The 22,091-nt window shown below is 70.0% G+C and carries 17 protein-coding genes and 1 tRNA gene; 13 read left to right on the forward strand and 5 right to left on the reverse strand.

Features of this window, described 5'->3' with window-relative positions; all coding sequences use genetic code 11:
• Positions 1–82 precede the first annotated feature (82 nt).
• Positions 83–922 carry a Cof-type HAD-IIB family hydrolase gene (locus C5B97_RS06170; protein ID WP_104311242.1) on the reverse strand — a complete coding sequence of 280 codons (840 nt, stop codon included), beginning with the start codon at positions 920–922 and terminating at the stop codon, positions 83–85.
• Between the two features lie 3 nt (positions 923–925).
• Positions 926–2,392: a PLP-dependent aminotransferase family protein gene (locus C5B97_RS06175; RefSeq protein ID WP_104311243.1), complete on the reverse strand. Its 1,467-nt coding sequence runs from the start codon at positions 2,390–2,392 to the stop codon at positions 926–928.
• A 97-nt stretch (positions 2,393–2,489) separates the two neighbouring features.
• Here C5B97_RS06175 and C5B97_RS17900 point away from each other — a divergent pair, with 97 nt between their 5' ends.
• Together C5B97_RS17900 and C5B97_RS06180 are read left to right on the forward strand one after the other, a co-directional pair.
• Complete coding sequence (locus tag C5B97_RS17900; RefSeq protein ID WP_181026923.1) at positions 2,490–2,636, forward strand: hypothetical protein; 147 nt, start codon at positions 2,490–2,492, stop codon at positions 2,634–2,636.
• A 149-nt stretch (positions 2,637–2,785) separates the two neighbouring features.
• The gene (locus tag C5B97_RS06180; protein ID WP_146080746.1) at positions 2,786–3,685 is read left to right on the forward strand and encodes a CPBP family glutamic-type intramembrane protease; all 900 of its coding nucleotides are present in this window, start codon (positions 2,786–2,788) and stop codon (positions 3,683–3,685) included.
• Positions 3,686–3,904: 219 nt separating this feature from the next.
• Here C5B97_RS06180 and C5B97_RS06185 read toward each other — a convergent pair whose 3' ends face one another.
• On the reverse strand, positions 3,905–4,228 hold the full coding sequence (locus C5B97_RS06185; RefSeq protein ID WP_104311245.1) for a branched-chain amino acid transporter permease: 324 nt from the start codon (positions 4,226–4,228) through the stop codon (positions 3,905–3,907).
• A complete protein-coding gene (locus C5B97_RS06190) occupies positions 4,221–5,132 on the reverse strand; it encodes an AzlC family ABC transporter permease (protein WP_258068019.1) in 912 nt (303 codons plus the stop codon). The genes C5B97_RS06185 and C5B97_RS06190 overlap by 8 nt, the downstream gene beginning before the upstream one ends.
• Positions 5,133–5,211: 79 nt before the next feature.
• Between C5B97_RS06190 and C5B97_RS06195 the strand changes: the two genes are divergently transcribed.
• The 4 genes from C5B97_RS06195 to C5B97_RS06210 all read left to right on the forward strand — a co-directional run bounded on the left by C5B97_RS06195 (position 5,212) and on the right by C5B97_RS06210 (position 8,226).
• A complete protein-coding gene (locus C5B97_RS06195) occupies positions 5,212–5,646 on the forward strand; it encodes an Lrp/AsnC family transcriptional regulator (protein WP_104311247.1) in 435 nt (144 codons plus the stop codon).
• Positions 5,643–6,863, forward strand: a complete 1,221-nt coding sequence (locus C5B97_RS06200) for an MFS transporter (RefSeq protein WP_104311248.1) — start codon at positions 5,643–5,645, stop codon at positions 6,861–6,863. Before C5B97_RS06195 ends, C5B97_RS06200 begins: the two co-directional genes overlap by 4 nt.
• A 146-nt stretch (positions 6,864–7,009) precedes the next feature.
• Complete coding sequence (locus C5B97_RS06205) at positions 7,010–7,891, forward strand: SDR family oxidoreductase (RefSeq protein WP_104311249.1); 882 nt, start codon at positions 7,010–7,012, stop codon at positions 7,889–7,891.
• Positions 7,892–7,947: 56 nt separating this feature from the next.
• On the forward strand, positions 7,948–8,226 hold the full coding sequence (locus C5B97_RS06210) for a Rho termination factor N-terminal domain-containing protein (protein ID WP_104311250.1): 279 nt from the start codon (positions 7,948–7,950) through the stop codon (positions 8,224–8,226).
• A gap of 64 nt (positions 8,227–8,290) precedes the next feature.
• Here the strand turns inward: C5B97_RS06210 and C5B97_RS06215 are convergent, their stop codons facing one another.
• Complete coding sequence (locus C5B97_RS06215) at positions 8,291–8,953, reverse strand: MBL fold metallo-hydrolase (protein WP_104311251.1); 663 nt, start codon at positions 8,951–8,953, stop codon at positions 8,291–8,293.
• Between the two features lie 173 nt (positions 8,954–9,126).
• On the opposite strand from C5B97_RS06215, the gene C5B97_RS06220 reads away from it, so the two are divergent.
• The 7 genes from C5B97_RS06220 to C5B97_RS06250 all read left to right on the forward strand — a co-directional run bounded on the left by C5B97_RS06220 (position 9,127) and on the right by C5B97_RS06250 (position 22,079).
• Positions 9,127–9,202, forward strand: a tRNA-Glu gene (locus C5B97_RS06220).
• Positions 9,203–9,468: 266 nt separating this feature from the next.
• The gene (locus tag C5B97_RS06225) at positions 9,469–11,124 is read left to right on the forward strand and encodes an ABC-F family ATP-binding cassette domain-containing protein (protein WP_104311252.1); all 1,656 of its coding nucleotides are present in this window, start codon (positions 9,469–9,471) and stop codon (positions 11,122–11,124) included.
• Between the two features lie 131 nt (positions 11,125–11,255).
• Entirely contained in the window at positions 11,256–12,146 is an 891-nt protein-coding gene (locus C5B97_RS06230; RefSeq protein ID WP_244296311.1) for a PP2C family serine/threonine-protein phosphatase, read from the forward strand.
• A gap of 2 nt (positions 12,147–12,148) precedes the next feature.
• Positions 12,149–13,948 (forward strand): FHA domain-containing protein, encoded by a 1,800-nt coding sequence (locus C5B97_RS18190; RefSeq protein WP_258068021.1) that lies wholly within the window; start codon positions 12,149–12,151, stop codon positions 13,946–13,948.
• A 2-nt stretch (positions 13,949–13,950) separates the two neighbouring features.
• Positions 13,951–15,714, forward strand: coding sequence for a serine/threonine-protein kinase (locus tag C5B97_RS06240; protein ID WP_181026924.1), 1,764 nt, complete (start codon positions 13,951–13,953; stop codon positions 15,712–15,714).
• A gap of 26 nt (positions 15,715–15,740) precedes the next feature.
• The gene (locus C5B97_RS06245; protein WP_249312502.1) at positions 15,741–16,532 is read left to right on the forward strand and encodes a hypothetical protein; all 792 of its coding nucleotides are present in this window, start codon (positions 15,741–15,743) and stop codon (positions 16,530–16,532) included.
• A 198-nt stretch (positions 16,533–16,730) separates the two neighbouring features.
• On the forward strand, positions 16,731–22,079 hold the full coding sequence (locus C5B97_RS06250; RefSeq protein ID WP_146080747.1) for an Ig-like domain-containing protein: 5,349 nt from the start codon (positions 16,731–16,733) through the stop codon (positions 22,077–22,079).
• Positions 22,080–22,091 lie beyond the last annotated feature (12 nt).

Here is a 22,091-nt window from a genome sequence, read left to right on the forward strand (position 1 = left end):
TCCACCTCCGTGATCTGCCGGCGGATGCCGGATATTGCAATCCAATCGCATCCGCCCGGGCGTGTCGCGGTCCACTCGGGGGTCAGTGGACTGGTCGCGCCGCATCAATCTGCGCCTCGAGCCACGCCCCGAGCCACTCCTCGAGGAAGACCGCAACCCCATCGTCAATGTTGCTCGGAATCACCGACTCGACCACCGCGAGCGCCTCGGCCCGCGCGTTCGCCACCGCGATCGGATGGCCGACCACCTCGAACGCCGGCAGATCGTTGTAGTTGTCGCCGAAGTAATACAGGTCCTCGGAACCAACCCCCAGCTGCTGCGCAACAGCAAGCAGGCCAGTGCCCTTCGAACAGTCCGCGTTCGCGATCTCCAAGTAGGTGTCCTTCGACCGGTAGCTCACAACACCGGAACGCGCACCAAGCGCCACCTCAAGCGCATCCACCAGCGCCGGAGCACCCATGCACATGATCTTGTGCGGAGGAGTCGCATCCACCTCCCCAGACGCGACGAACTCCAACGCCGAAGTCGCCTCCGGGTGCACCCACGTGTGCGTGCGCTCCCGCTCGGTCCACTCGTCCTCGTTCCAGGCGTACCAGTGCTCACCGGCGAAGAAACTCGCATGCAACCCGGACGCCTCGCAGTGATCGGCGACGAACCGCGCATCCGCGGGCGCGATCGGCACATCATGCTGCACCTCACCGCTCCCCGAGAGCACCAGCCCGCCGTTGTACGCCACCAAAGGCGACCCGATACCGCCGTACAGGCGCTCGAGCACCCTCATCGACTCGGGGGGCCTCGACGAACAGAGCACGAAGTGGTGGCCGGCGGCCCGAACCGCCGAGATCGCCTCGATCGTCCTGGACGAAAGAGTCCGCTGCGCGCTCAGCAAGGTGCCGTCGATGTCGCTGATGAAGAGAGCCATGGACTACACCATCTCAGGAAGACGCGTATCCGCCATCGTCCGGACGTCACGAACCGACAGCTGCGCCCACGCATCAGCAAGCATCCGAGTGCCCGCCTCCAGGTCAGCGATCGGCGCCGTGAACGGCACCCGCAGGAACCGCTCCAGGCTCCCATCGATCGAGAACTTCGGCCCAGCGACCAGCGCCAACCCGCGCGCCTCCGACAGCGACGTCATGGCGGAGCTCGCCGACTGCGCGAGATGCACCCACATCGACAAGCCACCATCAGGCAGAGGCACGTGCCACTCCGGCAGATGCAAGCTCAGCGCCTCATGCAGTGCGTCCCGGTGGCGACGCATCTGCTCGCGGCGCCGCGGCAGCAGCTCGGGCAGGGCCCGCACGATCCGCTCCGCAAGAAGCTGCTCGATCTGCGGCGTCCCAAGATCACCCGCGGGGCGCGCCTGCACGAACCGGCGAATCAGGGCCGCATCGGCCCGGATCCAGCCGATGCGCAGGCCAGCCCAAGCGGCCTTGCTCAGCGACCCGACCGTCACGACCCCCGAACCGGAGAACGGCGACGCCCCCCGCGCGTGGCGCGCAAAGGGGCCGTCGTCCCACGGCCGGTCGATGGACAGGTCAGCGGTCGTCTCGTCCACGATCAGAATCGTGCCAGCCGCACGCGCCGCCTCCGTCACGCGCACGCGATCCTCGGGCCGCATCGACGCCCCCGTCGGATTATGGAAGTCCGGGATCAGGTACGCGAGCGCCGGACGCATGCGCTCGATCGTCTCGACCAGATGATCGATCTCCCACCCGCCCGTCGTGACCGGAGTCGCGATGAGCCGTGCGCCCGCCCGCCGCATCGCCTCGTAGGCGTGCGGATACGTGGGCGACTCCACGAGCACCACGTCCGACCGCGTGAGCAGCGTGTGCGCCGTCAACGAGATCGCGTGCTGCGCACCCATCGTCACGATGATCTGGTCTGCCGTCGTCGGAAGACCCCGCGCCGTGTACCGGTCCGCGATAGCCGACCGCAGCGACAGCGTTCCCAGGAGGTCGAAACCCGGGGCCGCGAGCGCGAGCGGCATCGAGCTCGACGCGTCCGCGATGATCTCCGCGAGCCCCTCGACCGGTGGCGGCACCGCCCGCGCGAAGTCCACGCCGAAGTTCTCACCCTCCCCAGTCGGACGGTAGTCCTGCCGACCGAGCCGGGGGAGCGTCACACGACTCCCGGACCCCTGGCGGCTCAGCACGTGCCCGCTGTCGCGCAGCGACTGATACGCGGCCACGATCGTCGTGCGGCTCCGGCCGGACTGCACCGCAAGCTCCCGCTCGGACGGCAGGCGAGTGCCGACCGGAATGCGCCCGTCGACGATCAGCAGGCGGATGCGCTCGGCCAGAGCCTCGTACGCCGCCGAATCGTCGCGCAGCTCACCCGCCAACGACAGCAGGGTGCGGGCAGAGATACGAGAACCAGACGTTGACTCCATGGATCCAGTATGCGCGAAGTGGACCGCGACGGCCAGACCAATACAGCGATTGGATGTGCCCATCCGCACGACTCGCGCACCATCACGGAGGTGGCCCATGGAACTCAGCCCGCTCATCGTCATCGGGATCATCGTCGCCCTCATCGCTGCAGCCGGGGTGGCAGCCACCCTCGTCGTCATGATGCGGGACGGCTACCGGGCGCGCCCACTGCAGTCCAATTACGACTCGCGCCAGCCGCTCTAGTCAGCCCGCGCTCACGACCCGGCCGGCGCCCGGCCACGACCCACGCGCTCGAACCAGTTCACGACCGACGCCAACGACTCGGCCCTCGTGCCCCCGCCCGTGATGCGACGTCGCGACCAATACACTGGCCGCAAGCTGGGGGAGGCGGCATGGCAGGCGCAGAGCACGGACGGCGGCGAGTTGCGACCCTCGGCCGAGGGGTCGCAACCGCTCGAGCCCTGGTGGCTGCCGCCGTCATGGCGACCGGCCTCGTGGTCTCCACCGAGGTCTCGTCGTTCCTCTTCGGGGTCGACGCGACCGCCGCGAGCGGGTTCGGATCCCGAGTGCTCGTGGCGTGCTGCGTCACGCTCATCGTCGTCGGCGTCATCCTGCTCCTTCGGCGTCGGTGGGATCGCCGATCGCTCGCCGGCATCGGGCTCACGGGCCTCCGGGCCGACGCCTCCGGGTTCGCCCTCGGCCTCGGCACCCTCGTCGCCGCCGGCCTCGCCATGCTCCTGGCGCTCGAGGTCACCGGCGTCGTGAGCCTCATCGCCATCGACCCCGTGCGACTCCTCGGGTTCCTCGCCACCAACACCGTCGTCGCGCTCCTCCTCGAAGCCGTCCCGGAGGAACTCGCGATCCGCGGCTACGCGCTCACGAACCTCCGCGATGCCTTCCCGCCCGCCCCGGCAGCCCTCCTCAACATCGCGACGTTCCTCGTCGTCCCGATTCTGGCCATCACGCTCCAAGGTGCCCTCGCAGCAGCTCGCGGGACGGGCGACGAGGTCCTGCTGGCGCCGGCGGGCGAGGACCCCATCGTCTACTACACGATGCTCACCGCCTTCGGATACCTCCTGATCTGCGCGCGCGACGCCACCGCATCCGCCACCGTCTGGACGAGCATCGGCGCCCACCTCGGGTGGCTCACCATGAACCGCCTCGTGCTCGGCGGCGAGAGCGTCCGGTACGAGATGGACGACCTCGGCATGCTGCTCTTCTTCGCCGGCTACGCGACCATCTCGGTCATCGCCTTCAGCTGGCTGCGACGACGCCACAGCGCTGCCAGGTGAGACGGCCGCCAGCAACGACGGCGCCACGCATGATGGCCGCCAGGTAGGGCAGCCACCGGGTACGACGTCCGCGAGTCGCGCTGCTGGAAGCCCACAGGGCCGCGGTGAAGCAAGAGCCGCGGTGAGGCAGGGGCCGAGGTGCATCAGGGGTGGAGGTGAAGCGGGCCGTCGAGATGGCTCAGGGGCGCGAGCGCGAGCGCCGGCCGTGCGGGTGATCGTCTAGAAGAGGTTCACGAGCACGACGAAGGTTGCCGTCCCGAGCCCGACGCTGAGCAGTGTCCTGCGCCCGAACCCCAGGTGCACGCCGATCGTCACGGCAAGCGCAATCGCCGCCCACAAGGATGTGCGCGGCTCGACGGCGAAATCGCTGAAGGTGACCACCGCGAGGATCGCGAGGATCCCCGCGGGCATCCACACGGCAAGCCGCTGCACCGTCTTCGAATCGCGCAACGGCTTGAGCGCCGCGAACGGCACCGCGCGCAGCGCGAACGTGATGCCACCGCAGACGGCGAGCGCCCCGACGAACCACCACACGTCAGACATCGCTCACCTGCGCCTCCCCGCGGTCGCGCCTCGCGGCCAACAGCGCGCGCACCGCGAGCGCCACGGCGAAGAGGATGAGCGCCGCGAAGAGCGGAGCGTCCGGCACGAAGAGCAGCCCCAGCGAGACGCTCAAACCGGCGATGAGCAGCGACGGCACATCCTCGCGGCAGCGGATCGCGTCAAGAGCCAGCACCGTGAAGAGCGCACACAGCGAGAACTCGAGGCCCTTGATCTCGCCGGGGAGGATGCTTGCCAGCGCCACGCCGGCCAGGCCCCCGCCGACCCAGTAGGCCTGGAGGGCGAGCTGCAGGGTGAGGAGGCGAGTCGCGGAGCGCTGCGCGGGAGGGATGGGTGTCACGATCGCGTAGGCCTCATCGGTCATCGCCCAGATCGAGTAGAGGCGGGCGAGGCGCCCGCGCACGAGGTGCAGCGGGAACGAGAACGCGTAGAACACGTGCCGGAAGTTGACGAAGAAGGTCGTGAGCGCCATCGTCGCGATCGGTGTTCCCGCCGCGATGAGGCCCACGAGCAGGAGCTCGATCGACCCCGCGTAGACGAACACCGACAGCGACGGCGCGACCCACCAGGGCAGCCCAGCCTGCATGACCAGCACCCCGAAGGCCACCCCGAGCGGCACCACGCCGAGGCCCGCCGCGAGCGAGTCGCGGAGTCCAGCTCGGATGCGCGCGCCGCGGGTCGATGGGGCCGCCAGGGTTGGGGCCAGTGTCGCGGTCAGGCTCGGATCCGGGCTCGCGGCAGCGTTCGCGCGCTCATTCCCTCCTGCTCCCGCGTTCGCGGCCCTGCCCGTGCCTGCGCGCATGCCCAGCGCACGCGCATCCCGAGGCCTCGTCGCGGCGGGCCTAGGGGGCGCGGCGTCGCGCGCTTCGGCGTCTGGGGTGGTCATGCGGAGATCTTGGCACGTCGGGCGCGCATGCCGAGAGCGAATTGGAGCCTTGCGGCGTCAGATTCGGCAATAATCAAGTGTGGACACCATCGATCGCGCAATCCTGCGCGAACTGCAAGCGAACGCCCGACTCACGAACGCCGAACTCGCGCAGCGCGTGGGGCTGACGCCGGCGCCCTGCCTGCGCCGCGTGCGGCGCTTGGAGGAGGACGGCGTGCTGCTCGGCTATCACGCCGAGGTCAACCCGGACAAGGTGGGGCGGGCCTTCAAGGTGCTCATCGACGTCGACCTCACGAGTCAGGCGCACTCCACGGTGGAGGCGTTCGAGTCGCAGGCCGTCGAGCTCACCGAGGTGACCGAGGTGCGCCGCATGTTCGGCTCGCCCGACTACGCGTTCCGCGTCGAGGTCGCCGACCTCGAGAGCTTCGAGAAGCTGCTGCGCGAGAAGATCTGGCGGCTCCCCGGCGTCCACCGCGTCACCTCCCACTTCACGATGAAGGTGCTCAAGGGGTGAGCGCGGCGTCCCCGTCGCCCGCGCCACGACGCGAGCGGGCCTGGATCGCCGCGGCCCCCGCTGTCCTCATGATGGCCTGGGGCGGCAACCAGTTCACGCCGCTCCTGCTCCTCTACCGCAAGGTCGAGGGCTACTCGGCGCTGCAGGTCGACCTCTTCTTCGGCGCCTACATCCTGGGCCTCATCCCCGGCTTCCTCATCGCAGGCTCCCTCTCCGACCGCTTCGGCCGCAAGCCGGTCATGATCGCCTCGGTGACGCTGAGCGTCGTCGCCGCGGTTGTGCTCGCCCTCGGCAGCGCGAGCCCGACCGCGATGATGGTCGGGCGCCTCTTGTCCGGCGTCTCGGTGGCCTTCGCGATGGTCGTCGGCACGACCTGGATCCGCGAGCTCTCGAGCGGAACCGTGGCACCCGCCATCGCGGCGAGGCGCGCCTCGCTCACCATCACCGGCGGATTCCTCCTCGGCGCCGTCGTCGCCGGCCTCCTCGCGCAGTGGGCTCCCTGGCCCACCGTGACCCCGTACGTCGTGCAGCTCGCGCTCACGGCCATCGCCGCCATCGCGATCGCGCGCGGAGCCGAGACCGCCGGCCCGCGGTCCCTTCGATCGGGTGAGGATCGGCCGCCTCGACCGATCGTCGACGTGGCTATCACGCCCGAGCACCGTCGTCGCTTCCTCACGGTCATCCTGCCGATGGCACCGTGGGTCTTCGCGGCTCCCGCGCTCGCGTTCGCCGTCTCGCCGGCCATCGTCGTCGAGCGGCTCGGGGGACTCGAGATAGCGTTCGCCGCCCTCCTCACGCTCGTCACGCTCACGGTCGGGTTCCTCATCCAGCCCAGCGTGCCGCGCATCGCCGCGCGCGTCGGCGGCGCCTCCGGCTCGGTCGGCCTCGGACTCCTCGCCGTTGGGGCCCTCATCGTCGCCGCCAACGTCGCCGTCCAGTCTCCGCTGCTCGCGTGCGCGGCCGGCGTCCTCCTCGGTGGGGCGTACGGCATCTGCATGCTCACCGGCCTCGTGGAGGTGCAGGCGATGGCGGGGAGCCGCAACCTGGCGGGCATCACCGGCCTGTACTACGCGCTCACCTACATCGGCTTCGCCCTCCCCGCCATCCTCTCCGCGCTGGCACCGACGTTCGGCATGACCTCCCTGCTCGTGACCGTCGCCGTCGTGGCGAGCGGATGCGCCGCCCTGGTCGCGTCCAGCGTGCGACGCACCCGGTGACGCGCGCCGCACTGAGCGCGCACGCACCTGCTGATCAGGGAACGTCAACGTTCGATCCCTAGCGTCGTCGGTACATTGCGCCGCGAACCGCCGCGTCGATGCCAGACCACGATCACCACGAACCACCGATCAGACGGAGGCGAACGATGACCGCACTCACCGACCCCAGAAACCGCTTCAGCGACTCCGGCTTCCCCGGCCAGGAGCAGCAGCAGCCCGGCCTCACCACCGAGACCACACCCGCCCCCGACCACGGGGAGAGCAGCTACACGGGCCACGGGCGGCTCAAAGGCCGCCGCGCCCTCATCACCGGTGGCGACTCCGGCATCGGTCGCGCCGTCGCCCTCGCTTACGCACGGGAGGGCGCCAAGGTCGCAATCTCGTACCTGCCGGAAGAGGAGGCGGACGCGCAGGAGACCGCGCGCCTGATCAACGAGGCCGGCGAGACCGGACTCCTGCTCCCTGGTGACCTCCGGAACGAGCAGTACTGCTCCGAGATCGTGCACGCGACGGTCGCCGCCTTCGGAGGCATCGACCTGCTTGTCCTCAACGCCGCCTACCAGCGCGACCGGACGAGCATCGGCGAGACGCCGACGGAGGAGATCCGTCGCGTCATCGAGACGAACCTCGAGGCGCCCATCTACACGCTTCGAGCCGCGGAAGAGCACCTGCCGCCGGGCGCATCCGTCATCTTCTCGTCGTCCGTGCAGGGCTACGAGCCGAGCGACGGCCTGTTCGACTACGCCATGACGAAGGCAGCCCTCGTGTCGCTCACCGAGTCGATGGCGAAGGAGTTCGGTCCGAAGGGCGTCCGCGTCAACGCCGTCGCCCCTGGCCCAATCTGGACGCCCCTCATCCCGGCCACGGGCTGGGACGAGGAGAAGCTCGCGAGCTTCGGCCAGGACACGCCCCTGGGGCGGGCCGGTCAGCCGGCTGAGCTGGCGGGCGCCTACGTCTACCTGGCCTCCGACGACGCCACCTACACGACCGGAGCGATCATCGCCGTCACGGGCGGCAAGAACCTCTGACGTCGACGGACGCCGAACAGGCGACCCGACCCGGATCGAAGCGAGAGGAGCGGATCATGCCCAAGAACTCGAACGCCGACGACCAGCCGAGCCTGAAGGACCAGGAGCTCTACGAGAAGCTGCGCGACGAGGGCAACTCGAAGGAGAAGGCCGCACGCATCTCGAACGCCGCCGCCAAGAAGGGGCGGAGTGAGGTCGGGAAGAAGGGCGGCGAATCCGGATCGTACGAGGACTGGACCGTCGCGGACCTCAAGCAGCGCGCGAAGGAGCTCGACCTCACGGGCTATTCGGACAAGCGCAAGGACGAGCTCATCGAGATGCTCCGCGAGCACTGAGCGGACTTGCCTGCCCCGCTGGGGATGAGCTCACGAGAGCCCGTCCCGAGCGGGGCGGCGGCCGTCAGTCAAGTTCGAGCGTCTCGAAGGGCTGCAGGTCCACGAGCAGTGCACCTGCGCGCTCCGCCGACTCGCGGAGCCGAGTCGTCGCCAGCGACTTCCCGACCTTGGCGAGCAGCATCTCGTGCACGGGCAGCACCCGCTTGGGGCGCACCCGCTCGATGTAGTCCATCGACTCCGCGATGCGCATCCACGGTGCGTTCGCGCACACAGCCAGCACGTCGATGTCGATGCCCTCCGGCGCACTGTAGGCGTCGCCCCCGTAGTAGAGCGCGCCGTGCTCGACGAGCACGCCGACGTTCTCGATGCGGGGGATCGAGCTGTGGATGATGGCATGCTCGCCGCCGAAGAACGCGAGATCGAAGCCCCCGACCAGCACCGATTCGCCAGCGGAGACGTCGATGACCTCTCCGATGTCCGGGAGATCGGCGGCGAGGATCTTCTCGGCCGCCGAGGGCGTCGTGAAGATCGGGGTTTTCGGGTTCCTGGCCAGGATGCGGGTCAGCTGCTCCGGAGTCCAGTGGTCGTCGTGCTCGTGCGTGATGACGATGGCGACCGTCCCCGCCGCCTCGGTGATCGGGGTCGTGAACTTGCCCGGATCTATGAAGAGCCGCGACCCGCTCTTCTCGATCGAAAGCGCGGCGTGCTCGAGCTTGGTGAGGCGCATGTTCCCCCTTGATGAGATGCGGCCTCCGTGGGACGCGCGACGATGCGACAACGCTAGCAACCCGCGTCTGGTCGGCCGCACAGGACCCGCGGAACGACGCGCGACGCGCCGTACCCGAAACCGGACTTGCATTGTCTTCGCGCCGTGTGCCAGAATATCCGAGTTGCCAAAACGGTCCCATCGTTTAGCGGCCTAGGACACCGCCCTCTCACGGCGGCAGCGCGGGTTCGAATCCCGCTGGGATCACCAACGAAAGCCCGGTTCGAGACATCTCGAACCGGGCTTTCTGCATGCGTGGTCAGCTTTCTGCATGCGTGGTCAAGGGTCCCGCACTCGGGTTCGGTTGACGGCAATCCTGCTCGGGGATACGTTGGGATGGTTCCTGTTCCCGACAGATTGGCAGGCCGGTGAGGATTCTCGACGCCCCCGTAACGCACACTGTGCGCTGACGACCGTCGAACCCACCTTCTGAGGCTTCCGGTGTCAGTGCGCGCACTGAACCACCAGGGAGCATCGTGTCTACGTCGACACCTCACACCATCACCCCACTCGCCTTCGAGCGCCTCAGCCTGAGCTGGCCCGACGGGACGCGGGCACTCGACTCGCTCACGGGCGCCTTCCCACCGGGGAGGACCGGCCTCGTAGGCCGCAACGGCAGCGGCAAATCGACCCTGCTTCGCCTCCTCGCAGGCACGCTCACGCCGAGCGGCGGGACGATCCGGGCGGATGCGGACGTCGCCTACCTGCCGCAGCAGCTGACCCTCCATACTGGCCTCCCCGTCACCGCCCTCTTGGGCGTCGAGAAGAAGATCGCGGCCCTGCGCGCCATCGAGGGCGGCTCCATCGACACGGCCGTGTACGACGTGCTCGGGGATGACTGGGACATCGAGATGCGCGCCGAGGCAGAGCTGCGAAGCCTCGGTCTCGACGAGGCGATGCTGACCCGCACCGTCGGCAGCCTGTCCGGCGGCGAGGCCATGCTCGTGGCCGTCGCCGGTCTGCGCCTCGGCGGTGCGCCGATCGTGCTGCTCGACGAGCCCAGCAACAACCTCGATCGGGAGGCGCGCGACAGGCTCACCGAGCTCGTCGCATCGTGGCGTGGAACGCTCGTCATCGCCAGCCACGACGAGGAGCTGCTCGAGCACGTCGACCAGATCGCCGAGCTCCGGCGAGGGGAGCTCAGCCTGACCGGCGGCGGGTACAGCGCGTACCTCGAGCAGCTCGAACGCGAGCGAATGGCGGCCGCCCAGGCCCTCCGCTCAGCCGAGGGCACGCTCAGATCCGAGCAGCGCGACCGTCGAGAAGCGGAGGCGAAGATCGCGAGCAGCCTCCGAGCGGGGAAGAAGGCGCAGGCCAACAAGCGGGCGCCGAAGATCCTCATGAACGGGCAGAAGGCGCGCGCCCAGGTGTCCGCGGGCAAGCTCCGAGGGGAGCACGACGCGCGCCTCGCCGACGCTCGTGCCGCCGTGGACCGGGCTGAGGAGCGCGTGAGGGACGACGCGAGCATCCGCATCCAGCTGCCCGACCCCGACGTCGCGTCGTCGCGTCGGCTCGCGACCCTCGAACTGCCGGATACCGCGGGCGAGCTGCGGCCGATCGTGATCATGGGGCCGGAGCGCATCGCCCTCACCGGTCCGAACGGCTCGGGCAAGACGACGATCCTCGAGGCGATCGCCACCTCGGCCGACGCGGACGGCGCCGAGGGGGCTGCGCGCATCGGCACGCGCGGGGGAGCGTGGGTCACCGCGTCCACCAACCGTGTCGGATACCTGCGCCAGCGCCTCGACGGTCTGGACGACGGGGCGAGTGTGCTGGACAACGTGCAGCGGGCGGCGCCGGAGACCTCCGTGCAGGAGCTCAGAGCGCAGCTCGCTCGGTTCCTGCTGCGCGGGGCCGTCGTCGAACGGCCCGTGTCCTCGCTCTCCGGAGGCGAGCGCTTCCGGGTCTCGCTCGTTCGGCTCCTCCTCGCGACCCCCGCCTCCCAGCTCCTGCTGCTGGACGAGCCGACCAACAACCTCGACCGGGAATCGACCGCGCAGCTCGTCAGCGCGCTCGGCGACTACCGGGGAGCGCTCCTCGTCGTGAGCCACGACGAGCGGTTCCTCGGGAGGCTGGGGGTGACCAGACGACTCGGTCTCGACCCGGCAGGAAGCGTCATCGCAGAGGCGTGAGGCCGGGACGGGGTCGCGGCGGGTCTCGCAGCAGGGCCGCCGCAATGCCACAATGGATGCACGCGCGATCTACGCGTACAAGGTGTGCCTTCGGGGCAGGCCACCCGGGCAGAGTTCCAGAGGTGCTATTTGTGAATACTGAACTGGCTTCGTCGTACGCGCGCGCGGAGGAAGCCGTCGCGTTGCGCGTGAGTGCCGCCAGCGATGTCGGAAGTGTGCGCCAGGTCAACGAGGACTCCGTGCTCGCACGAATGCCCGTCTTCTTCGTCGCCGATGGCATGGGCGGTCACGCCTACGGCGACCGCGCGAGCCAGACCGTGGTCGCGACCTTCGACGAGGAGTTCCAGGTCGAGGAGCCCGCGACGCCGGATCGCGTGCTGCGCACCATCGACCGCGCGAACCGTGCGGTGCAGGACCTCGTGACCGAGGCCGACGGCCCCGGCGCCGTCGCGGGCACGACGCTCTCCGGCATCGCGCTCGTCGACCTTGCCGACCTCGGCGCAGAGCTGCTGCACTGGATGATCTTCAACGTCGGGGACTCGCGCGTGTACGGCTGGAACGGCCGCGCGCTCGTGCAGGTCACCGTCGACCACTCGGCCGTGCAGGAGATGGTCGCCATGGGGCTCATCTCGGCCGCCGACGCGCTCATCCACCCCGACCGCAACGTCATCACCCGCGCCGTCGGCTCCGAGAGCGACGTGGAGGCCGACATCTGGCTCATGCCGGTGCACGGCCACCAGGTGTTCCTCGTCTGCTCGGATGGGCTCACGAAGGAGCTCAGCGACGAGCAGATCTCGCAGGTCATGCTCGAGTACCACTCCGACCCGGAGCCCGAGCTGACGCTCGCCGAGACGCTCGTGCAGACGGCGGTCGAGGTCGGCGGACGCGACAACGTGAGCGTCGTCGTCATCGACTCCGAATACGCGAACGCCGACCAGGCATCCGCTGCGCCCACCGTGACGACGGGGCCGATCGCGGCTCCGCCGGCCGACGACAGCTTCGAAGACACGACGCCGAGGTAACGATGACCGAGGCACCCCACGAGGCCACGGCACACGCTCCCGTGATCTTTCGTCAGCGCCGTCACGCGCTGCTGATCCCGCGTCCGCTCGCATCGTCGCAGCGCGCGGACCCGGCGCTCGACGCTGGCGACGCCCCTGACGCCCCTGACGCCCCTGAGGCCGCGGGAGCCGTCGACGCGGCCCGCCTGGCGTTCACGGACGGCGCCCTCTCGTGCGACCGCGTCCTCGCGGCTCTTCTCGGCGGCGGCCCGCTCAGCGAGGTCGCCCCGTTCGTGTACCTGATCCGCGACGGGAACGGCCTGCGGGTCCTCGCGCGAGGGCCGCTGCGCGTCGTCGAGCTGCCGAACTCGCCACGGGTCGGGATGCGCCCCGCCGTCATCAATGCGCGGGAGGCGCTCACCTGGGTCGAAGCCCTGCTCCCGGCCGCGCGCGGCGTCGAGGTCACCGTCGAGGACGACAGGCTCGGACGCGACGAGGTGCCGATCCAGCTGCTGTTCGCGGACCGCGACCACGAGGTCGCCGAGGCATCAGTCCCGAACCTCGAGGCCGTGGAGACGACCGCCGACCCCGACCTCGACGGCACCGTCGGCCCGGGGGAGGCCGTGCAGGAGCATTCGCAGTCGCTCGAGGCGCAGCTCGAAGGGGCCCCACGCTCGCACACAGCGAAGGCGGAATCCGGCGAGGCGTTCCCAGAGGCGACGATTCTCGAGCTGCCCGTCGACCTCGAGCTTCCCTCAGATGACGAAGGACGTTCCCGCGACGAATCGGCCGCGCTCGACAAGCCCGCCTCCGAATCCGAATCCGAGCCTGCAGCCGAAGGTGACGCGCCCGCCGACGGTGATGCAGCAGCCGAAGGCGCATCGGAGCCCGAGGCGAGCGAGGACGCGGACCCCTCGAATCGCGACGCGCAGACGTTCCCCGTGCCGATCCTCGACGCGGAAGCGCAGGCCGACCTGATCGGGGAGCATGACGGCCGCACGATCCTGAGCGACGAAGCGAGCCGCATCCGCCAAGCCGCATCTGCGCGCCGCGCCGCGCGCCGAGAATCCCAGGACCACCCCGACCCGGCGGCGACCCAGCTCGGGTCGCTCCCGCCCCACCACGTCGCCTCGGCAGGCCGAAGCGGTCACCCCGAGCTCACCGACCGCCCCGAGCAGGGGGAGCACGACGGTCTCACGGTCGCCGGAGGATCGATCCAGGACCTCAGGCGCGACCGTGCCAGCCAGGTCGGGCTCGGCGACCTCGGTGAGACGGTGCTCGCGCAGGCGCTGTCGTTCGAGACGCACCCCGAAGGCGGGGGCGCGGCGTTCGCTGCGCCGGCCGCACCGCCGGCAGGGCCAGTCGCGGCCCCGGCCGCAGAGCCCGCAGCGCCACGCCTGACAGCACCATCCGCCCCGCCGGCTGCGCGCCCGCATGCGCCCGCGCATCCCACTGCCCCGAACGCGCCCGCCTACGTCGTCGAGCTGTCCACGGGCGGCACGGTCGGGCTCGCGGGTCCGCTTGTGCTCGGCAGGGCGCCGAGCATGGGGGCAGAGCAGACCGGGGGTGTCGAGCCCCAGCACGTCAAGCTCACCGGAGCGACCGATATCTCCCGCAACCACGTGCTGATGAGCGTCGAAGGTGGCGTCATCGTCGTCACCGACCTGCATTCGCGCAACGGCACCGACGTCGTCATGCCCGGCCGCGGCCCGCAGCGGCTGCGAGCCGGCGAGCCGACAGCGGTCATGCCGAACACGGTCATCGACCTCGGCAGCGGCATCTTCCTGACCGTGCGCAACCTGTCCATGACGGCGAGCCACTGACGGTGGCCGGGCCGCGACGAACGCCAGCGGAGCCGCCCGAGATTCCTGGCTACCTCTACCGAAAGCACTTAGGTTCTGGCGGCTTCTCCGACGTCTTCCTCTACGAGCAGCAGTTCCCGCGAAGACTCGTCGCGGTCAAGGTGCTGCTGGGCGGTGACGACCTCGGCGAGACGAGCAGGCAGGCGTTCATCGGCGAGGCCAACCTCATGGCGCAGATGTCGTCGCACCCCTACATCGTCACGATCTTCCAGGCCGACGTCGCGGGCGACGGCCGCCCCTACTTCGTGATGGAGTTCGCGTCGGGCCTCAGCCTCTCCGAACGCTACAAGCGAGAGCGGATCCCCGTCGAGGAAGTGCTGCGCACGGGGGTGCGCATCTCGAGCGCCGTCGCGACCGCACACGCCGTCGGCATCCTGCACCGCGACGTGAAGCCAGCGAACATCCTCACGAACGACTTCGGCTGGCCGGCGCTCACCGACTTCGGCATCTCCTCCGCGGTCGACGATGAGCTCGCGGACGCCGGCGATCTCGTCGAGTCCGCCCCGGCAGGGGGCGGCGGGTTGTCGGTGCCCTGGTCCCCGCCGGAGATGTTCGAGGACGAACCGAAGCCCGACGTGCGCAGCGAGGTCTTCTCGCTCGGCGCGACCGTCTACTCGCTGGTCGCAGGGCACACCCCGTTCGAACGCCCGGGGCAGAAGAACTCAACGCTCGACCTCATCTCCCGCATCGAGCGCGGATCCATCTCACCCATCGACCGCGGGGACGTCCCCAGGTCGCTCGTGAGCGTGCTCCACAAGGCGATGGCCCGCAACCCCGCCCACCGCTACCAGAGCGCGGTCGAGTTCGCGTACGCGCTGCAGCGGGTCGAGCTCGAGCTGAACTACGCGCCGACCGCGATCGACGTGCCCAACATGACGATCTCCGCTCCCATCGCGACCGGGGGTGGGGATGCGGATGCGACGAGCCTGCGGCCCGTCTCGCTGGTCAACGCGCAGGTCCACGAAGGGGCCCGCGCGAGCAAGGCCGAGCTGACGTCCGCCCGCGCGGTCGTCCGAGTCGCCGCGCAGCAGTCGCCAGGTGGGTTCGCCGCGCGGTACGAGACGGCCAGCGGCCCACGGACCGGCAGGAGGCCCCGGGGCGCCGAGCACCCGGCCGCGCAGCCGAGCGATGACTCCGGACCGACGACAGCCCGCCGCATCACGACACCGGGCCACGCATCCGCCGGTCCAGCGCCGATCGCGCCCTCATTCGGGGGCGCACCCGGAAGCCAGCAGATCGGTGACGCGCGCGTCGAGGCGACGATGGCCGACGACCTGGCCGGTGTCAGCGAGGCCAACGCGGCGGCCGCCAGGCGCAGGCCCTCGCGGAACGCGCTCGTCGGTCTCATCGCGGGCGGCCTCGTCGTCGTCATCGGCGTTGCCGCCGCCGCCGCGTGGATGCTCACCCCCGGGGACGAGGAGATCGGCCGCGCCACCGCCACCCCAGTGTCCATCGACGCTGGTGGCTTCCCTCCCGTGCTCGTCGCCCCCGTCGCCGTCCGCAGCCCAGACGGCGCCGTCACCTTCTCGTGGTCGAACCCCGACCCGCAGCCCGGCGACGTCTACTACTGGACCGTCGGAGAGAACGGCAAGGACGGCGCGACGACAAGTGAGACATGGGTCGTGATCCCGGGAGTACCGGAGGGCGCCCAGGCCTGCATCGAGGTGGAAGTGCGGCGCGGCGGGAAGGTCAGTCCGGAACCGCTCGATGTCTGCTACCCGCAATGAGCGCGCCGATCCGCCATGATGGACCCATGAGTGAAAGCAAGTACACCTCTGCGGTCGACGCGAGCGAGATCCCGGAAGAGGCCGTCGAGATCTCCGACAGCGACGAGCGAGTCGTCAGCGAGGTGCCGCCACTCGGACCGCTGCGCGTCGAATTCGTGGGGGAATGGTACGAACTGGACCCGGCGGCGCCGTTCACGATCGGCCGCGACGCGGACCTCGTCATCGACGAGAACCCGTACCTGCACCGACAGTTCCTCGTGCTCCAGGCCGAGTTCGGCATGTGGTGGCTCTCCAACGTGGGCTCCGTGCTCTCGGCCACGGTCACCGACGACTCGGGCCAGGTGCAGTCCTGGCTGTCGCCCGGCGCGAAGCTGCCGGTCGTCTTCCAGCACATGCAGGTCATGTTCACGGCCGGCTCCACGACGTACGACTTCGCCATCCACTCGGCGTCGGACTTCTACAACACGTCCCACGTCAACATGTCCCCATCCGGCAACACGACGCAGGCCGTCATCCACCTCACCGAGACGCAGCGCGAGCTGATCCTCGCGCTGGCGGAGGACGTCCTGCGCAACTCCGTTCCGGGGCGCGGCGTCATCCCGAGCTCGGCGGATGCGGCCGCTCGCCTCGGCTGGACGCTCCCGACCTTCAACCGGAAGCTCGACAACGTGTGCGACAAGCTCGACAAGTTCGGCGTCTCTGGACTGCGGGGCGGGCGCAGCAAGCTCGCGTCCAACCGCCGCGCCCGCCTCGTCGAGTACGCCATCTCGACGCGTCTCGTGACTCCGGAGGACCTCGACATCCTCGACCGCCGCTGACACCGCCTGGCAGCCGCCAGAGTCGTCCGGGAGAGTCCCGCCGAGCGCCCGGCAGCCTCGCCGAGTTCCGAGGAGCATCGCCGACTCCCGAGGAGGAGGGGAGCCCGCGCGGTCGCGCCCGCGTCCGCTCCTCGTGCACAATGATGTCCGGTGCGCCTTGCGTGAGGCGCTGAGGATCTCTGCTGGGGGTGGGGAAGCATGCGCCGAACAGCGCCGAGGCCGAGGGGCCGCCGCCAGCTGGCGATGACGCTCGTCCTCGCCCTCCTCGTGGGAACCCCCCTGCTGTTCGCGCTCCTCCACGAGGGGTTCGCGGCCGCCGAGATCGAGGTGGAGAGCAGCGACGTCTGGGTCTCGAACAGCCAGGACCTCCGGGCGGGGCGCCTGAACGCGCAGATCCAGGAGCTCGACGCGAGCGTGAGCCTCGTCACCGCAGACGTGGGCATCCTGCAGGACGGTGACACCGTGTTCCTGCATGACCAGACGAGCGGCTCCCTCGGACGGGTCGACCCGGCGCTCACCGACCTGCGGGAGAGCATCCTGACGCCTGCCGGCAGTCGCAGCTCGTATGGGGGCGGTGTGATCGCGCTCCTCGACCCGGCAACCGGCAGGCTATGGCTCATCGATGCCGCCCAGCCGCTCGCCTTCGACGCGGCGACCGCGGAGCCGGTCGCGGAGCTCGGCGCCCACGCGCAGGTCGTCGTCACGCCGCTCGGCACGGTGCTCGCGGTCTCGCCCGAGAAGCAGCAGATCCTGCGCATGGAGGGCCTCGGCGCCGAGCAGAGCTGGGAACCCCTCGCGGGTTCCCCCGGCGAGTACGAGCTGACCGCTGTCGGGGAGCAGCCGGTGGTCTTCGACCGCGAGGCTGGCTCGCTGCTGGTCGACGGCGAGGCCAGGCCGGTTCCTGAGACGGCGCTCCGCGTGCAGCTGCCAGGCGCGGCGGCCCCCGAGATCGTGTTCGCGACCGTCGACGGAGCCCTTCGTGTGCCCCTGGACGGCGGCGACCCGGTCAGCGTGCCCGCCGGCATCGACGGCTCTCTGGCCACGCCGGAGGGCACCGCGCGTCCCGCGGTGGTCGGCGGATGCACGCACGCGGCGTGGGCGCAGACCGCCACGACGATGGTCGCGTGCGGTGGCGGCGAGCCGCGCATCCAGTCGATGTCGACGCCGCCGCTCGGCGAGATCCTCTTCCGGGTCAACCGCAACGTCGTCGCCCTCAACGACGTCGCGACGGGCCAGGTGTGGCTGCCGCAGGAGAACATGCGGCTCGTCGAGAACTGGAACGAGCTCGTGCCGCCCGAGGACGCCGACGGCGTCGAGGGGGAGAACGAGGCGACCGAGGAGTCGTTCGAGGCGACACTCGCCGAGCGGGGCGAGGTGAACACGCCACCAGACCTGGTGGATGACGTCTTCGGCGTGCGCGCCGGATCCACGGGGTATCTGACGGTGCTCGACAACGACTCGGATGTCGACGGCGACATCCTCACGATCACCGGACTCGCGGGGGACGTGCCGGAGTCCTTCGGCGAGCTGCGCCTCATCGACGACGGGCGCGCCCTCCAGTTCCGTGCCGCAGACGGGGCCTCCGGCGAGCAGACGCTCACCTACACGGCGACCGACGGCAGACAGGGCGGCGTCGCCGAGGCGCGGCTCACGATCCGGATCCAGCCCGCGGATGCCGAGAACCAGGCGCCCACGACGAACAGGACCAGCACGGTCGCCGTCGAGGCCGGCCAGAAGATCTCCTACAACGTCATCCCCGACTGGATCGACCCGGACGGCGACCCCATCTTCCTGCAGGGGGCGACGGCACCGGTCGGCGACGCCATCGGCTTCACACCAGACGGCCGCATCACCTTCACGGCGGCCAGTGCGGAGCTGGGGGAGCGCGTCGTGCCCTATCTCGTCTCGGACGGCTCCTCGCAGGCCGCCGGCGAGCTGCGCATCCGCGTCGAGGCGCCAGGCACACTCGGCCCGATCGGGACGCCCGACTACGCGAGGGGCGTGCTCGGCGAGACCGTGACCGCGCAGCCGCTCGTCAACGACCTCTCGCCGAACGGGCAGGCCCTCGGCCTCGTCGAGATCGCGGAGCTCGGCACGGCGACCGGAGGGGCCAGCTTCAACCCCGACCTCGGCACGGTGACCTTCACCTCCGAGACCGCGATGACCGCCTACGTGCAGTACACCGTCACGGCCGGGGCCGCCACCTCGGTCGGGATCATCCGCTTCGACGTCGAGGACGCCGCGGCGGAGCCCACGCAGGTGACCGCCGTCCGCGACCTCGCCTACCTGCGCCCTGGCCAGTCGAACGCCGTCGACGTGCTGGGCAACGACGTGTCGACGGGCACGGGTGTGCTCTCCGTGCAGAGCGTCGAGACGACGGATGAGGCGCGGATCGCGGGACTCGCCGTCGAACTCATCGACAACACGATCGTCCGCCTCTCCTCGCAGGCGGCGATCCAGCAGGCCATCGAGCTGCCGTACACGATCACCGACGGGGCGTCGACGTCCGTCGGCTACATCGTCGTCGTCCCGGTCGAGCCAGCCGTCACACACGAGCCCCCCGTCGCCGTCGACGACACCAGGCGGGTGCGGGCCGGCGACTACACGAGCGTCTCCGTGCTCGAGAACGACTCGCACCCGGACGAGGCGCAGATGTCGCTCGCGCCGGAGCTCAACAACGTGCAGGTCGGCGACGGCTACACGTTCGTCTCCGGCGACGACGTCCGCCTCCAGGCGCCGAGCGAGCCGGGCACCTACTCGCTCGGGTACACCGTCGTCGACGAGCACGGCGAGCAGGCCGGCGCGAACCTCACCTTCCAGGTGACGGCCCCAGACGAGTCGAGCAACCGGCCGCCGGAGCCAGGCACCGACACCGCCAGGGTCTTCGAGGGCGCCAGCGTGCGCATCGAGGTGCCCCTGAACGGCATCGACCCGGACGGCGACTCCGTCGAGCTCACGCAGCTCGTCGACGTCCCCAAGCTCGGCTCGGTGCGGGAAGTCACGCAGACCTCCTTCATCTACGAGGCCTTCGCGGGCGCCTCCGGAACGGACGTGCTGCGCTACGAGGTCGTCGACGGCTACGGCCAGCGAGCCGAGGGCACCATCAAGGTGGGCGTCGTCGCCCGCCCCACCGCCACGGCGCCACCAGTCGCCGTCGATGACACCGTGCGCGCCAAGCCCGGCTCGCGCATCGCGGTCCCCGCGCTGCAGAACGACTCCGACCCGAACGGCTACCCGCTCGAGCTCGTTCCGGAGCTCGTCGGGGTCGACGCGAGCCTCGACGCCGAGGTCGACGGCGACTCCGTCATCGTCACGGTCCCGGGCGACGGCGAGTTCGTCTCCGTGCCCTACACGATCACCAACGGCCAGGGAGGTCAGGACGCCGCGTTCATCCACATCACGATCAGCGCGGATGCCCCGACCCTCCCGCCGACCGCGACCGACCACGTCGTCCGTCTCGACGACTTCGCCGGCGCGGAGACGCTGAGCGTCAACGTGCGCGACGGCGCGACGAACCCAGGCGGGCGGGTGAGCGAGCTCGCCGTCGACCTCGTGGGGGCCGGGGCCGGGGCGGCGCAGGTCGAAGAGGACGGACGCGTGACGGTGACGCTCAGCGACGTCAGGCAGATCATCGTCTACCGGCTGACAGCAGCGGACACAGGGCTCACGGCGGCCGGATTCCTCATGGTCCCCGCCCTCATCACCGAGGAGTCGAAGCGGCAGTCGCCGTTCCTCATCCCCGACCTCCCCGCGCAGAAGGTCAAGGTCGGCGAGTCGATCTCGTGGAACGTCAACGACCTCGTCCGGGCGCCCTCCGGCAACCGCGTCGTGATCATCAACCCGGAGGAGGCGTGGGCCGAGCAGGCAGACGGCAGCCCCATCGTGCAGAGCGACACCGAGCTCAGGTTCACGCCGAAGCCAGGGTTCCGCGGGCCCGCATCCATCACCTTCCAGGTGTCGGATGCGGACGGCGACAACGACCCGAACGCCGGCATCGCGACCATCCGGGTGCCGATCGCCGTCGGCGACCCCGACTTCTTCGACGTGGCCCCCACATTCGTCGCCCCGCAGCTCACCATCGAGCAGGGCACGGAGCAGAGCTTCGACCTGAGCACCGCCACGGGGCACCCCAACAAGGACGTCGTGCCCCAGGTGCAGTTCTCGAAGCTCACGGGCGGAGCGGGAGACCTCACGGCGTCCCTCGACGGCAGCACCGTCAAGGTCGGGGCCGGCGTCACCGCGAAGGTCGGCACGGTCGCGAAGTACACGGTCACGTACACGTTCCGCGAGTTCGTGCAGACGGGCACCGTCACCGTAACGGTCGTCTCGACCTCGAAGCCGCTGCCGCGCGCCGTGCCGGACGAGCAGCTCGCCCGACGCAACGAGCCCGTCACCATGAACGTCACCGCAAACGACTTCAACCCGTTCCCCGAGTCGCCCCTCGAGCTCCTCGCCGCGAGCGACGTGTCTGGCGGTGCCGAGAAGGCTGCCGTGTCAATCGTGGACGGGCAGCTGCGGATCGTCCCGGCCACGAACTTCATCGGCACCATCACGGTCAGCTACCGCATCGGCGACCAGACCGGCGACCCCCTCCGCGAGACGACCGGCCTGGCAACCGTCGAGGTGCAGGACGTGCCAGGCATCCCCACGTCGGTGACGCTCGAGAAGGGCAGCTCGCTCGGCACGCTCGTCGTGGGCTGGTCGAGCGCCATCTCCAACGGCTCCGAGATCACCGGATACGAGGTGACGCTCACCGGGGGAAACAGCCCCATCGTGCGCAACGTCGATGGGTCGGTGTTCAGCGTCACGTTCACGGGCGAGGACGGGCTCAAGGTCGGCGTCCAGTACTCGGCCACGGTGCGCGCGACGAACGCGCTCGGAATCGGAAACCCCTCGGAGCCCTCTGGAACCGACAAGCCGATCAACCTGCCGACGGCGCCCCAGTCGGTGAGCGTCCCTGACCGCCTGACCGCTCCGGGCGAGACGACCGGCACGCTCACCGCCGAGTGGTCCGCGCCCAGCAGCGACGGGGGCGGGCTCACCGGCTACGACGTGAGCGTGCAGATCGGCACGGCCACCCCAGCGGTCACCAGCGTCCCCCCGACCCAACTCAGTCTCGACATCACCGGCATCACCGTGCCGAAGTACGGATCGACCCCTGTCCGCGTCGTCGTCACCGCGAAGAACACCGCCGGAACGGCCACCTCCGCGAACCCCGCCATCGGCAACCTGCGCTACACGCCGCTCTACAAGGTCGCGGTCACGGGCGGCAAGGCCGTGCCCGGACAACCGGATGAGGTGAAGAGCTTCATCATCAAGGGCGAGGACTTCTCGGATGTCGACTCCTACACGGTCAAGTGCTACAGCAACGGCAAGCAGGGCGCCGACAAGTCGGTCGGAGAGCAGTCGAACGTAAGCGGCACCGCACTCAAGGCGGAGGGCGGCGTCGTCGTCCCGGAATGCAAGGGCAGCCTCGGCGGGTACTGGGTGGAGATCTTCCAGGACGGCGTCTTCGTCGTCAAGAGCGACGTGCTCGAGAAGTGGTAGCCCGAATGTCGG

It is taken from the genome of Pseudoclavibacter sp. RFBB5 (assembly GCF_002931555.1).
Lineage (GTDB): Bacteria > Actinomycetota > Actinomycetes > Actinomycetales > Microbacteriaceae > Pseudoclavibacter.

Bases quoted from the DNA above. Each gene is read 5' to 3' on its own strand.
- C5B97_RS06170 (WP_104311242.1), bottom strand. From the start codon at position 922: ATGGCTCTCTTCATCAGCGACATCGACGGCACCTTGCTGAGCGCGCAG.
- C5B97_RS06250 (WP_146080747.1), top strand. From the start codon at position 16,731: ATGCGCCGAACAGCGCCGAGGCCGAGGGGCCGCCGCCAGCTGGCGATG.
- C5B97_RS17900 (WP_181026923.1), top strand. From the start codon at position 2,490: ATGGAACTCAGCCCGCTCATCGTCATCGGGATCATCGTCGCCCTCATC.
- C5B97_RS06210 (WP_104311250.1), top strand. From the start codon at position 7,948: ATGCCCAAGAACTCGAACGCCGACGACCAGCCGAGCCTGAAGGACCAG.
- C5B97_RS06245 (WP_249312502.1), top strand. From the start codon at position 15,741: ATGAGTGAAAGCAAGTACACCTCTGCGGTCGACGCGAGCGAGATCCCG.
- C5B97_RS06205 (WP_104311249.1), top strand. From the start codon at position 7,010: ATGACCGCACTCACCGACCCCAGAAACCGCTTCAGCGACTCCGGCTTC.
- C5B97_RS06215 (WP_104311251.1), bottom strand. From the start codon at position 8,953: ATGCGCCTCACCAAGCTCGAGCACGCCGCGCTTTCGATCGAGAAGAGC.
- C5B97_RS06175 (WP_104311243.1), bottom strand. From the start codon at position 2,392: ATGGAGTCAACGTCTGGTTCTCGTATCTCTGCCCGCACCCTGCTGTCG.
- C5B97_RS06185 (WP_104311245.1), bottom strand. From the start codon at position 4,228: ATGTCTGACGTGTGGTGGTTCGTCGGGGCGCTCGCCGTCTGCGGTGGC.
- C5B97_RS06190 (WP_258068019.1), bottom strand. From the start codon at position 5,132: ATGACCACCCCAGACGCCGAAGCGCGCGACGCCGCGCCCCCTAGGCCC.
- C5B97_RS18190 (WP_258068021.1), top strand. From the start codon at position 12,149: ATGACCGAGGCACCCCACGAGGCCACGGCACACGCTCCCGTGATCTTT.
- C5B97_RS06180 (WP_146080746.1), top strand. From the start codon at position 2,786: ATGGCAGGCGCAGAGCACGGACGGCGGCGAGTTGCGACCCTCGGCCGA.